The sequence below is a fragment of the Pseudomonas chlororaphis subsp. aurantiaca genome, assembly GCF_013466605.1.
Classification (GTDB): domain Bacteria; phylum Pseudomonadota; class Gammaproteobacteria; order Pseudomonadales; family Pseudomonadaceae; genus Aquipseudomonas; species Aquipseudomonas chlororaphis_I.
Genome location: NZ_CP059162.1, coordinates 4,702,031 through 4,715,109, shown reverse-complemented (window position 1 = coordinate 4,715,109; position 13,079 = coordinate 4,702,031). Strand labels below are relative to the sequence as shown.

The window sequence follows — 13,079 nt, the reverse complement described above, 5'->3', positions numbered from 1 at the left end:
CGATAGGGGAATCGATAGCCACTATCGAGCGTGATGATTTCTGCCCCGGGAAGGGCGACGGTAGCCTGTGTCCATTGCCTCGCAGCCCAGATCCAGGAGCCTTTGCCATGAACCGTTCGCTCGTCTTTTCCCTGCTTGTCGTCACCTCGGTCCTGGCCGGTTGTGCCAGCCAGCCGGGCCCGGAATCTCGTCCTTATACCGCCGAGGAAACTCGCGAACTGGCGCTGGAAGCCCTGAACCGGCGCGGGCTGTCCTTTGACGAATACCAGCAGAAGAAGGCCGAGCTGCTTGCCCCGCAACGGACCTTCGGTTTCGACCAGCAGGGCGAAATGAACGCCGAACACAGCGTGACCCTGCATGGCCGTGCCAGCTGATTTGTCGATCTTCCGCGGCCTTGCTCGCAGAGGCTGACGGACTGTCGGTGACAGTCGGCAAAACCCTGTGATGATTTTCCCCGCCTTCCGCCGTGTTCTTCGGCCCCTTGGCCGAACCTCGCTTAACCCGGCTCCCGGAGCCTGTTAAGCTGCCCCTCGGGAGCGTTCCTACGCACTTTTAAATGAAGTTGTCCTTCTTTAACTGCATCCGATCGGGTATTGCTGACGGTCTGCCGTTTTTGCGTTGCCGAAAAGGCGCGTATCAGCGTTCGGCACCGAGCGAACCTTGATCCTGGAACAGGCTCTGCGGGTATTTTTGCGATGAATAAACGTCCTCTCTATTTCGACTACGCCGCCACCACGCCGGTGGATGAGCGAGTCATTCAGGTGATGCTGGAATGCCTGGGGTTCAACGGTAACTTCGGCAATCCGGCGTCCAGTTCCCACGCCTTCGGCCAACAGGCCCGGCGCAGCGTCGAGCTGGCGCGGCAGCAGGTCGCCCAACTGGTGGGCGCGGCGCCCGAGCAGATCGTCTGGACCTCCGGCGCCACCGAATCCAACAACCTGGCGCTCAAGGGCGTGGCTCAGGCCCGGGGCGTATCCGGCGGGCACATCATCACCAGCCAGATCGAACACAAGGCCATTCTCGATACCGCCAGCCAGCTGCAGGCTGCCGGCGTGGCAGTGACTTACCTGGTACCGGACCGCGACGGGCTGATCACCCCCGAGGCGGTCAGCGAAGCCCTGCGCGACGACACCTTCCTGGTGTCGCTGATGCTGGTCAACAACGAGCTGGGTACGGTCAATGACATTCCAGGCATTGGCCGCGTGGTCCGCGAGCGCGGTGCGCTGCTGCATGTCGATGCGGCCCAGGGCGCGGGCAAGGTGGCGATCGACCTGGCGCAGTGGCCGGTGGACCTGATGTCCTTTTCCGCCCACAAGATTTACGGCCCCAAGGGCATCGGTGCGCTGTACGTCGGCCCTCGCGCGCAGCAGCGCTTGCAGGCGCAGATCCACGGCGGCGGCCATGAAGGCGGCTTGCGCTCCGGGACGCTCGCGACCCATCAGATTGCCGCCATGGGCGCCGCCTTTGCCCTGGCCGCCGAACATTTTGATGAGGAAGCGGCGACCATCGCTCGGCTGCGCGAGCGCCTGCTCGAACAACTGGCCGACGTGCCGGGGCTGCGCCTGAACGGCAGCCCAGCCCAACGCATTCCTCATACCTTGAGCCTCACCTTCGGTGAAGGGGAGTTCAACCCGGCGGCCCTGAGTGCCTCCATCGCGTTTTCCGCGACCTCGGCCTGCAACTCGGCGTGTAATGCGCCGTCCCATGTGTTGCTGGCGCTGGGGCTCGACGCCCGGGCGGCGGGGCGGACCATCCGCCTGAGCCTGGGCCGCTTCACCACCGAGCAGGACATCGATCAAGCCGTCCAGCTGATCAAGGCTTCATCCGCCAGTGCACCGGCGTTCTGGGCGGTTGCCCAACCCTGAGGGCTTATGCCCTCGGTATCCAATAACAATGATTCACCTGGTAGCAGGAGACACAATGAGTACGCAGCCCTTGACCAATGGAGTGGTCCCCCAGCGCCTGGCGCGCACCCGTGAGCTGATGAGCCGCGAGGGCATTCATGCCCTGCTGGTGCCGTCGGCCGACCCGCACCTGTCGGAGTACCTGCCCGGTTACTGGCAAGGCCGGCAATGGCTGTCGGGTTTTCACGGTTCAGTCGGCACCTTGATCGTGACGGCTGATTTCGCCGGGGTCTGGGCCGATAGCCGTTATTGGGAGCAGGCGACCAAGGAGCTCAAGGGCAGCGGCATCGAGTTGGTCAAACTGTTGCCGGGCCAGCCCGGTCCGCTGGACTGGCTGGCCGAGCAGACCCCGGAAGGGGGCGTGGTCGCAGTCGACGGCGCGGTGATGGCGCTGGCCTCGGCGCGTACCCTGGGCAACAAGTTGCAGGAACGTGGCGCTCGCCTGCGCACCGATATCGATCTGCTGAACAAAGTCTGGAGCGACCGCCCGAGCCTGCCGGATCAGCCGATCTATCAGCATTTGCCGCCCCAGGCCACGGTCAGCCGGGTCGAGAAGCTCGGCAAGTTGCGCGAAACCCTGAAAGAGCGAGGCGCGGATTGGCATTTCATCGCCACCCTCGATGACATCGCCTGGTTGTTCAACCTGCGCGGCGGTGACGTCTCGTTCAACCCGGTATTCGTCTCCTTCGCCCTGATCAGCCAGCAGCAGGCGACGCTGTTCGTGGCGCTGAGCAAAGTCGATGACGCCTTGCGTGCCGTGCTGGAGCAGGACGGCATCAGCCTGCGTGACTACAGCGAAGTGGCCGCGGCCCTCAGTGCGATCCCCAACGGCGCCAGCCTGCTGGTGGATCCGGCGCGGGTTACCGCCGGTTTACTGGACAACCTCGGGAGTGTCGTGAAGCTGCTGGAAGGCCTGAACCCGACGACGTTGGCCAAGTCCCAGAAAAGCCTGGCCGATGCCGAGCATATCCGTCACGCCATGGAGCAGGATGGCGCCGCGCTCTGCGAATTCTTCGCCTGGCTGGAGTCGGCCTGGGGCCGTGAGCGCATCACCGAACTGACCATCGATGAGCACCTGACTGCGGCCCGGGCTCGTCGTCCCGGTTACGTGTCCCTGAGTTTCAACACCATCGCCGCGTTCAACGCCAATGGCGCGATGCCGCATTACCACGCCACCGAAGAAGAGCACGCGGTGATCGAAGGCGATGGCCTGCTGCTGATCGATTCCGGCGGCCAATACCTGGGCGGCACCACGGACATCACCCGCATGGTCCCGGTCGGCACTCCGAGCGTGGAGCAGAAACGCGATTGCACGCGGGTGCTCAAGGGCGTGATCGCCTTGTCCCGGGCGCAGTTCCCGCGGGGCATCCTGTCGCCGCTGCTGGACGCCATCGCCCGCGCGCCGATCTGGGCCGAAGGCGTGGACTATGGGCACGGCACCGGCCATGGCGTGGGGTACTTCCTCAATGTCCACGAAGGTCCGCAGGTGATCGCCTATCAGGCGGCACCGGCCCCGCAAACCGCAATGCAACCAGGGATGATCACTTCGATCGAGCCGGGGACCTATCGTCCGGGCCGTTGGGGCGTGCGCATCGAAAACCTGGCGATGAACCGTGAGGCGGGCACCACCGAGTTCGGCGAGTTCCTCAAGTTCGAAACCCTGACCCTGTGCCCGATCGACAGTCGCTGCCTGGAGTCGTCGTTGCTGACCCAGGACGAGCGTGAGTGGCTCAACGCCTACCACGCTGAAGTGCGTCGGCGCCTGAGTCCGCTGCTGCAGGGCGCGGCGCTGGAATGGCTGAATACCCGTACAGCAACTCTCTGAACGTGAGTCGCGCTGCCGGCTTTGGGCTGGCAGTGCGAATTGCGTTGCTCGTCATATCGATGTCTTGGCTTAACTCAAGGCTTCGAGGACAAAGTCCAGGCGATCCTGGCCGAAAAACAGCTGGTTATCGACGAACATGCTCGGCGCGCCAAACACGCCGCGCTGCAAGGCTTGTTCGGTCTTGTCCTTGAGGGCGTTCTTGACTTCTTCATCGTTGGCCAGGGCCAGCACTTCCTGCGGATCGAATCCTCCTTCACTGAGGACCGCTGCCACTGTGGCCTGATCGTTCAGGTTGCGCTTCTCGACCCAGAGTGCGCGGAACAGGCAGTCGATAAAGGCAATAAAACGCTGTGGATGTCGCAGCTGCATGCCGGTCACCGCGCGCATCAGCAGCAGGGTGTTGATTGGGAAGTGTGGGTTGAACGCCAGCGGCACCTCATAACGCCTGGCATAACGCGCCAGGTCCTGAAGCATGTAGCGCCCCTTGGCGGGGATGCTGATTGGCGAGGCATTTCCAGTGACCTTGAACACGCCACCGAGCAACATGGGTTGGTAAATCAGTTGGCTGCCCGTCCGGGCACAGATCTTCGGCAGTTGGGTGTAGGCCAGGTACGAGGTCGGGCTGCCCAGGTCGAAAAAGAACTCGACGGTTTTGCTCATCGGTAATGCTCCTTTTTGTTGTTATGGGGGAGGGGCTACCAGCGTTCGTTCCAGGGCCGCAGATCCAGTTCGAAGGTCCAGGCATCTCGGGGCTGGCTGTGCAGATGCCAGTAGTTGTCGGCGATGTGCTCGGGGTTGAGGATGCCGTCTTCATCCTTGAGCGCATATTTTTCCGGGAAGCTGTTGCGGATGAAGTCAGTGTCGATGGCGCCATCGACCACCACGTGAGCAACGTGGATGTTCAACGGTCCCAGTTCCCGGGCCATGCTTTGCGCCAGTGCGCGAATGCCATGCTTGGCTCCGGCAAAGGCGGCAAAGCTCGCAGCGCCACGCAAACCTGCGGTGGCCCCGGTGAACAGGATGGTCCCGCGTTTGCGAGTCACCATGCGCTTGGCCACTTCCCGCGCATTGAGGAAACCCGAGAAGCAGGCCATCTCCCAGATCTTGAAGTACTTGCGCGCTGTTTCCTCGAGGATGCTGCACGGCACGTTGGCGCCGATATTGAACACCAGGGCCTCGATCGGGCCGATCTCGCGCTCGATCTGTTCGATCAAGGCAATCACTTCTTCCTCTTTTCGAGCGTCGCAGGCGAACCCGTGGGCTTCGCCTCCCGATTGCTGGATGGCCTCCACCAGTGGCTGCAACTTGTCCGCGCTGCGTCGGGTGACACAGGCCACAAGACCTTCCCGGGCAAAACGCTTGGCGATGGCACCGCCTGTGGCATCGCCGGCTCCGACGACCAAAACGACTTTCTTGTTCTCTGTAGCTGTAGTCATGGTGGGATCGCTCTATTGGTAAACGTTCGTTAACTAAACGAACGTTATGCTACGATTCGCCGAGCGTCAAGGCGAAGAGAGGAGAGGGGCGTCATGCGTTATTCAGCCAGTCACAAGCAGGAAACCAGGGAGCGGTTGCTGCAAAGCAGCGCCGTGTCAGCCAAAAAGGAAGGGTTTTCGACCGTGGGGGTCGATGGCCTGATGAAAGCGATCGGGCTGAGTGGCGGTGCGTTCTACAGCCACTTTTCGTCTAAGGATGAGCTGTTCGGTTCGATTGTCGAACGGGAACTGAGCCAGAGCCTTGAGCGCCTGGGTGCCGATGGCGAGCAAAGCCGGATGCGGCTTGAGCGCTGCCTCAAGCACTACTTGAGCATGGCGCATGTCGAGAGTCCGGAAACAGGCTGTGCGCTGCCGACCTTGGGCGCGGAAATTTCACGGGCGGACGAGGTGGTTCGACAGCAGGCGGAAGACTGGATTTGCCGTTTGCAGCAGAGTTGGGCGCACACCCTGGGCAGCGATAGCCTAGCCTGGTCGATCCTGTCGCAATGTGTGGGGGCGTTGGTGGTGGCGCGAATGCTGGTCAGTCCGGACATTCAGCGCCAGGTCCTGAAATCGAGCCATGACGAAATTGTTCGTCAGTTGCCAGCGCAGGATATGCAGTAGGCAGCTGCTGCCTACTTGCAGATGACGATCATGCTGCGGCTGGTGTAGCCGGCGGGGTTCAGGCCGAAGGGGTAATCACCCGGATCCTCCACCGTATCGCCGGACTTGGCGATCACTTTGTAGCCTTTGGGGCCACAGGAGGTGGCAGCGCTGGCGTAGCATTTGTCCCAGGAGGAGGACAGGCCGGAGCAGTTGATATGCAGGCCCTTCTTTCCGCGTTTGACCTCGGTTTTCGAAGTTGCGGCGCAACCTGCGATGGCAAGTACGGCTAACAGAATCAAAAAACGTTTCATTCCTGTCCCTATTGCTGATCCCGGATCTGTTGTCCGGGTTCGACTGCGTTAGCTGTCACTTTGGTGTCTGTGCGGTCCTTGCCCGAAAAATCCATGACTGGCGCTGAGTTACAGCGCCTAAACATGGCCTAATTGAGCGGCAAATGCCAGAGCTATGTACAACCGAGAATCAATCCGCTGCTACCAAAGGTTTCGATTCGCTGCGCATGGTCAGGGTCGCACCCACTGACGCCAGGATGATGCAGGCAATAGCCAGCCATTGTGCGAGAGACAGGTATTCGTGGAGGAACAGCAGCCCAGACAAGGCACCGAAAGCTGGTTCGATACTCATCAGCGTGCCGAAGGTTCTCGCCGGCATTCGGGTCAGGGCGACCATCTCCAGGCTATAGGGAAGGGCAGTGGAGAGAATGGCCACACCGATGGCGATGGGAATCAGGCTGGGGGTCAGCAAGGCGGCTCCGGCGTGCACGATACCGATAGGTGCAACGAACAAGGCGGCGATCATTACACCCAGCGCTGCGGTCTGGATGCCGTTGTCGGCTCCGGCTTTTTGCCCGAACAGAATGTAAAGCGCCCAGCACACACCAGCCCCTAAGGCATAGCCTGCACCGATCAGGTCGATGCCGGCGCTGGTGTCGCTGGTAGGGATCAACAGCAGCAAGCCGATAATCGCCAGGAGGATCCAGAGAAAGTCGATGGCTTTTCGCGAAGCATAAATGGCCACGGCAAGCGGGCCGGTGAATTCCAGGGCGACGGCGATTCCCAGAGGAACGCTGCGTAGCGACATATAGAAAAGGAAGTTCATTCCACCCAGTGCCATCCCGTAAACAATGACCGTGCGCAGGGACTTGGCGGTGAGCTTCGCGCGCCACGGGCGCAATAGCAGCAGCATGATGATGCTGGCGAAGATCAGGCGCAGTGTGGTGGTGCCCTGTGCGCCCACGATCGGGAACATGCTTTTGGCCAGTGAGGCGCCGGACTGGATGGACGCCATGGCAATAAGCAGCAGTCCCGCCGGGAACAGGGTTGAGGTTAGGCTGCGGGGCTGGTCATTCATGGCAAGGCATCATCCGGGTTTAAAAAGGGAGATTGGGGGCGCCGACATGATGCTCAACTAAGAGCGCATGAGCAATATATTGCTCATGGTGTTTCTGCTCTTCTTATATAGAGAAGGATTTATCTGTTTTTGCAGGTTATTGATAGAAAAGACAAATTAGGGGTTGACGGCAGATTCTGGGAGTCTATAATTCGCCCCAATTCCGGCGCAGTCGAAACGGAAAACTCCTTGAGATTCAACGAGTTACGCAGTTTTCGACAGCGGTTGCGCTTCAGTTCATCGAAGCCCGAAGGAGTTGGTAAGGTGTCTTGTTTTCGCCTTGTTGACGGTTCGATCTTCTCGGTCGAAAGCGGAGAAAAAGAGGTGTTGACAGCAGCGTGTAACGCTGTAGAATTCGCCTCCCGCTGACGAGAGATCGGAAGCGCAAGTGGTTGAAGTTGCAAAGGAAACTTTGAAAACTTCTTAAAATAACCGCTTGACAGATACAGGGGCTGCTGTAGAATGCGCGCCTCGGTTGAGACGAAAGACTTGACCAACCGCTCTTTAACAACTGAATCAAGCAATTCGTGTGGGTGCTTGTGGAGTCAGACTGATAGTCAAAAAGATTATCAGCATCACAAGTTACTCCGCGAGAAATCAAAGATGTAACCAACGATTGCTGAGCCAAGTTTAGGGTTTTCTCAAAACCCAAAGATGTTTGAACTGAAGAGTTTGATCATGGCTCAGATTGAACGCTGGCGGCAGGCCTAACACATGCAAGTCGAGCGGTAGAGAGAGGCTTGCTTCTCTTGAGAGCGGCGGACGGGTGAGTAATGCCTAGGAATCTGCCTGGTAGTGGGGGATAACGTCCGGAAACGGACGCTAATACCGCATACGTCCTACGGGAGAAAGCAGGGGACCTTCGGGCCTTGCGCTATCAGATGAGCCTAGGTCGGATTAGCTAGTTGGTGAGGTAATGGCTCACCAAGGCGACGATCCGTAACTGGTCTGAGAGGATGATCAGTCACACTGGAACTGAGACACGGTCCAGACTCCTACGGGAGGCAGCAGTGGGGAATATTGGACAATGGGCGAAAGCCTGATCCAGCCATGCCGCGTGTGTGAAGAAGGTCTTCGGATTGTAAAGCACTTTAAGTTGGGAGGAAGGGTACTTACCTAATACGTGAGTATTTTGACGTTACCGACAGAATAAGCACCGGCTAACTCTGTGCCAGCAGCCGCGGTAATACAGAGGGTGCAAGCGTTAATCGGAATTACTGGGCGTAAAGCGCGCGTAGGTGGTTCGTTAAGTTGGATGTGAAATCCCCGGGCTCAACCTGGGAACTGCATCCAAAACTGGCGAGCTAGAGTATGGTAGAGGGTGGTGGAATTTCCTGTGTAGCGGTGAAATGCGTAGATATAGGAAGGAACACCAGTGGCGAAGGCGACCACCTGGACTGATACTGACACTGAGGTGCGAAAGCGTGGGGAGCAAACAGGATTAGATACCCTGGTAGTCCACGCCGTAAACGATGTCAACTAGCCGTTGGGAGCCTTGAGCTCTTAGTGGCGCAGCTAACGCATTAAGTTGACCGCCTGGGGAGTACGGCCGCAAGGTTAAAACTCAAATGAATTGACGGGGGCCCGCACAAGCGGTGGAGCATGTGGTTTAATTCGAAGCAACGCGAAGAACCTTACCAGGCCTTGACATCCAATGAACTTTCCAGAGATGGATTGGTGCCTTCGGGAACATTGAGACAGGTGCTGCATGGCTGTCGTCAGCTCGTGTCGTGAGATGTTGGGTTAAGTCCCGTAACGAGCGCAACCCTTGTCCTTAGTTACCAGCACGTTATGGTGGGCACTCTAAGGAGACTGCCGGTGACAAACCGGAGGAAGGTGGGGATGACGTCAAGTCATCATGGCCCTTACGGCCTGGGCTACACACGTGCTACAATGGTCGGTACAGAGGGTTGCCAAGCCGCGAGGTGGAGCTAATCCCATAAAACCGATCGTAGTCCGGATCGCAGTCTGCAACTCGACTGCGTGAAGTCGGAATCGCTAGTAATCGCGAATCAGAATGTCGCGGTGAATACGTTCCCGGGCCTTGTACACACCGCCCGTCACACCATGGGAGTGGGTTGCACCAGAAGTAGCTAGTCTAACCTTCGGGAGGACGGTTACCACGGTGTGATTCATGACTGGGGTGAAGTCGTAACAAGGTAGCCGTAGGGGAACCTGCGGCTGGATCACCTCCTTAATCGACGACATCAGCTGCTTCATAAGCTCCCACACGAATTGCTTGATTCATTGAAGAAGACGATTGGGTCTGTAGCTCAGTTGGTTAGAGCGCACCCCTGATAAGGGTGAGGTCGGCAGTTCGAATCTGCCCAGACCCACCAATTACTGGTGCACCCTGTAGCGATACGGGGCCATAGCTCAGCTGGGAGAGCGCCTGCCTTGCACGCAGGAGGTCAGCGGTTCGATCCCGCTTGGCTCCACCATTACAGATTGGTGTCCATCGTTTAAAGCTTAGAAATGAGCATTCCGCTAAAGTGGCGATGAATGTTGATTTCTGATCTTTATCAGAATCGTTCTTTAAAAATTTGGGTATGTGATAGAAAGATAGACTGGATAGCACTTTCACTGGTGTTTATTCAGGCTAAGGTAAAATTTGTGAGTTTAATCGCGAATTTTCGGCGAATGTCGTCTTCACAGTATAACCAGATTGCTTGGGGTTATATGGTCAAGTGAAGAAGCGCATACGGTGGATGCCTTGGCAGTCAGAGGCGATGAAAGACGTGGTAGCCTGCGAAAAGCTTCGGGGAGTCGGCAAACAGACTTTGATCCGGAGATGTCTGAATGGGGGAACCCAGCCATCATAAGATGGTTATCTTGTACTGAATACATAGGTGCAAGAGGCGAACCAGGGGAACTGAAACATCTAAGTACCCTGAGGAAAAGAAATCAACCGAGATTCCCTTAGTAGTGGCGAGCGAACGGGGACTAGCCCTTAAGTGGCTTTGAGATTAGCGGAACGCTCTGGAAAGTGCGGCCATAGTGGGTGATAGCCCTGTACGCGAAAGTCTCTTAGTCATGAAATCGAGTAGGACGGAGCACGAGAAACTTTGTCTGAATATGGGGGGACCATCCTCCAAGGCTAAATACTACTGACTGACCGATAGTGAACTAGTACCGTGAGGGAAAGGCGAAAAGAACCCCGGAGAGGGGAGTGAAATAGATCCTGAAACCGTATGCGTACAAGCAGTGGGAGCAGACTTTGTTCTGTGACTGCGTACCTTTTGTATAATGGGTCAGCGACTTATATTCAGTGGCGAGCTTAACCGAATAGGGGAGGCGTAGCGAAAGCGAGTCTTAATAGGGCGTTTAGTCGCTGGGTATAGACCCGAAACCGGGCGATCTATCCATGGGCAGGTTGAAGGTTAGGTAACACTGACTGGAGGACCGAACCGACTACCGTTGAAAAGTTAGCGGATGACCTGTGGATCGGAGTGAAAGGCTAATCAAGCTCGGAGATAGCTGGTTCTCCTCGAAAGCTATTTAGGTAGCGCCTCATGTATCACTGTAGGGGGTAGAGCACTGTTTCGGCTAGGGGGTCATCCCGACTTACCAAACCGATGCAAACTCCGAATACCTACAAGTGCCGAGCATGGGAGACACACGGCGGGTGCTAACGTCCGTCGTGAAAAGGGAAACAACCCAGACCGTCAGCTAAGGTCCCAAAGTTATGGTTAAGTGGGAAACGATGTGGGAAGGCTTAGACAGCTAGGAGGTTGGCTTAGAAGCAGCCACCCTTTAAAGAAAGCGTAATAGCTCACTAGTCGAGTCGGCCTGCGCGGAAGATGTAACGGGGCTCAAACCATACACCGAAGCTACGGGTATCACGTAAGTGATGCGGTAGAGGAGCGTTCTGTAAGCCTGTGAAGGTGAGTTGAGAAGCTTGCTGGAGGTATCAGAAGTGCGAATGCTGACATGAGTAACGACAATGGGTGTGAAAAACACCCACGCCGAAAGACCAAGGTTTCCTGCGCAACGTTAATCGACGCAGGGTTAGTCGGTCCCTAAGGCGAGGCTGAAAAGCGTAGTCGATGGAAAACAGGTTAATATTCCTGTACTTCTAGTTATTGCGATGGAGGGACGGAGAAGGCTAGGCCAGCTTGGCGTTGGTTGTCCAAGTTTAAGGTGGTAGGCTGGAATCTTAGGTAAATCCGGGGTTCTAAGGCCGAGAGCTGATGACGAGTTACCTTTCAGGTGACGAAGTGGTTGATGCCATGCTTCCAAGAAAAGCTTCTAAGCTTCAGATAACTAGGAACCGTACCCCAAACCGACACAGGTGGTTGGGTAGAGAATACCAAGGCGCTTGAGAGAACTCGGGTGAAGGAACTAGGCAAAATGGCACCGTAACTTCGGGAGAAGGTGCGCCGGTGAGGGTGAAGGACTTGCTCCGTAAGCCCATGCCGGTCGAAGATACCAGGCCGCTGCGACTGTTTATTAAAAACACAGCACTCTGCAAACACGAAAGTGGACGTATAGGGTGTGACGCCTGCCCGGTGCCGGAAGGTTAATTGATGGGGTTAGCTAACGCGAAGCTCTTGATCGAAGCCCCGGTAAACGGCGGCCGTAACTATAACGGTCCTAAGGTAGCGAAATTCCTTGTCGGGTAAGTTCCGACCTGCACGAATGGCGTAACGATGGCGGCGCTGTCTCCACCCGAGACTCAGTGAAATTGAAATCGCTGTGAAGATGCAGTGTATCCGCGGCTAGACGGAAAGACCCCGTGAACCTTTACTATAGCTTTGCACTGGACTTTGAATTTGCTTGTGTAGGATAGGTGGGAGGCTTTGAAGCGTGGACGCCAGTTCGCGTGGAGCCATCCTTGAAATACCACCCTGGCAACTTTGAGGTTCTAACTCAGGTCCGTCATCCGGATCGAGGACAGTGTATGGTGGGTAGTTTGACTGGGGCGGTCTCCTCCTAAAGAGTAACGGAGGAGTACGAAGGTGCGCTCAGACCGGTCGGAAATCGGTCGTAGAGTATAAAGGCAAAAGCGCGCTTGACTGCGAGACAGACACGTCGAGCAGGTACGAAAGTAGGTCTTAGTGATCCGGTGGTTCTGTATGGAAGGGCCATCGCTCAACGGATAAAAGGTACTCCGGGGATAACAGGCTGATACCGCCCAAGAGTTCATATCGACGGCGGTGTTTGGCACCTCGATGTCGGCTCATCACATCCTGGGGCTGAAGCCGGTCCCAAGGGTATGGCTGTTCGCCATTTAAAGTGGTACGCGAGCTGGGTTTAGAACGTCGTGAGACAGTTCGGTCCCTATCTGCCGTGGACGTTTGAGATTTGAGAGGGGCTGCTCCTAGTACGAGAGGACCGGAGTGGACGAACCTCTGGTGTTCCGGTTGTCACGCCAGTGGCATTGCCGGGTAGCTATGTTCGGAAAAGATAACCGCTGAAAGCATCTAAGCGGGAAACTTGCCTCAAGATGAGATCTCACTGGAACCTTGAGTTCCCTAAAGGGCCGTCGAAGACTACGACGTTGATAGGTTGGGTGTGTAAGCGCTGTGAGGCGTTGAGCTAACCAATACTAATTGCCCGTGAGGCTTGACCATATAACACCCAAGCAATTTGCTTAAGAGCGAATTGCGGTGTGTGAAGACGAAACGAACCGAAAGTTCGAGAAAACACACAAAGCTATTACATACCCAATTTGCTGAAACGTCGAAAGACGAGTCGGCACACCGAATTTCTTGACGACCATAGAGCATTGGAACCACCTGATCCCATCCCGAACTCAGAAGTGAAACGATGCATCGCCGATGGTAGTGTGGGGTTTCCCCATGTGAGAGTAGGTCATCGTCAAGATTAAATTCCGAAACCCCAATTGCGAAAGCAGTTGGG

Annotated in this window: 8 protein-coding genes, 2 tRNA genes and 3 rRNA genes; 9 read left to right on the top strand and 4 right to left on the bottom strand. The window is 56.9% G+C overall.

Going from position 1 to position 13,079, the window contains the following annotated elements; genetic code table 11:
- Positions 1 to 107: 107 nt before the first annotated feature.
- From H0I86_RS21160 to H0I86_RS21150, 3 genes are all read left to right on the top strand, one after another.
- Positions 108 to 374 (top strand): hypothetical protein, encoded by a 267-nt coding sequence (locus H0I86_RS21160; RefSeq protein WP_180922062.1) that lies wholly within the window; start codon positions 108 to 110, stop codon positions 372 to 374.
- Positions 375 to 695: 321 nt separating this feature from the next.
- Positions 696 to 1,865 carry a cysteine desulfurase family protein gene (locus H0I86_RS21155; protein WP_180922061.1) on the top strand — a complete coding sequence of 390 codons (1,170 nt, stop codon included), beginning with the start codon at positions 696 to 698 and terminating at the stop codon, positions 1,863 to 1,865.
- Between the two features lie 55 nt (positions 1,866 to 1,920).
- Entirely contained in the window at positions 1,921 to 3,729 is a 1,809-nt protein-coding gene (locus H0I86_RS21150) for an aminopeptidase P family protein (RefSeq protein ID WP_180922060.1), read from the top strand.
- A gap of 69 nt (positions 3,730 to 3,798) precedes the next feature.
- Here the strand turns inward: H0I86_RS21150 and H0I86_RS21145 are convergent, their stop codons facing one another.
- Both H0I86_RS21145 and H0I86_RS21140 read right to left on the bottom strand, forming a co-directional pair.
- Entirely contained in the window at positions 3,799 to 4,389 is a 591-nt protein-coding gene (locus tag H0I86_RS21145; protein ID WP_180922059.1) for a 2-hydroxychromene-2-carboxylate isomerase, read from the bottom strand.
- Positions 4,390 to 4,424: 35 nt separating this feature from the next.
- The gene (locus H0I86_RS21140) at positions 4,425 to 5,165 is read right to left on the bottom strand and encodes an SDR family oxidoreductase (RefSeq protein ID WP_180922058.1); all 741 of its coding nucleotides are present in this window, start codon (positions 5,163 to 5,165) and stop codon (positions 4,425 to 4,427) included.
- 93 nt (positions 5,166 to 5,258) lie between these two features.
- Here H0I86_RS21140 and H0I86_RS21135 point away from each other — a divergent pair, with 93 nt between their 5' ends.
- Positions 5,259 to 5,828, top strand: coding sequence for a TetR/AcrR family transcriptional regulator (locus tag H0I86_RS21135; RefSeq protein WP_180922057.1), 570 nt, complete (start codon positions 5,259 to 5,261; stop codon positions 5,826 to 5,828).
- Positions 5,829 to 5,839: 11 nt separating this feature from the next.
- Here H0I86_RS21135 and H0I86_RS21130 read toward each other — a convergent pair whose 3' ends face one another.
- Together H0I86_RS21130 and rhtA are read right to left on the bottom strand one after the other, a co-directional pair.
- On the bottom strand, positions 5,840 to 6,121 hold the full coding sequence (locus tag H0I86_RS21130) for a hypothetical protein (protein ID WP_009050041.1): 282 nt from the start codon (positions 6,119 to 6,121) through the stop codon (positions 5,840 to 5,842).
- A gap of 169 nt (positions 6,122 to 6,290) precedes the next feature.
- Complete coding sequence (gene rhtA / locus H0I86_RS21125; protein ID WP_180922056.1) at positions 6,291 to 7,178, bottom strand: threonine/homoserine exporter RhtA; 888 nt, start codon at positions 7,176 to 7,178, stop codon at positions 6,291 to 6,293.
- Between the two features lie 699 nt (positions 7,179 to 7,877).
- Here rhtA and H0I86_RS21120 point away from each other — a divergent pair.
- The 5 genes from H0I86_RS21120 (at position 7,878) to rrf (ending at position 13,043) form a co-directional block, all read left to right on the top strand.
- Positions 7,878 to 9,414, top strand: a 16S ribosomal RNA gene (locus H0I86_RS21120).
- A gap of 65 nt (positions 9,415 to 9,479) precedes the next feature.
- Positions 9,480 to 9,556, top strand: a tRNA-Ile gene (locus H0I86_RS21115).
- A gap of 26 nt (positions 9,557 to 9,582) precedes the next feature.
- Positions 9,583 to 9,658, top strand: a tRNA-Ala gene (locus H0I86_RS21110).
- 240 nt (positions 9,659 to 9,898) lie between these two features.
- A 23S ribosomal RNA gene (locus tag H0I86_RS21105) occupies positions 9,899 to 12,790 on the top strand.
- Between the two features lie 137 nt (positions 12,791 to 12,927).
- Positions 12,928 to 13,043: ribosomal RNA gene (gene rrf, locus H0I86_RS21100) — 5S ribosomal RNA — on the top strand.
- The 16S, 23S and 5S rRNA genes sit together here with 2 tRNA genes alongside, the layout of an rRNA operon.
- Positions 13,044 to 13,079 lie beyond the last annotated feature (36 nt).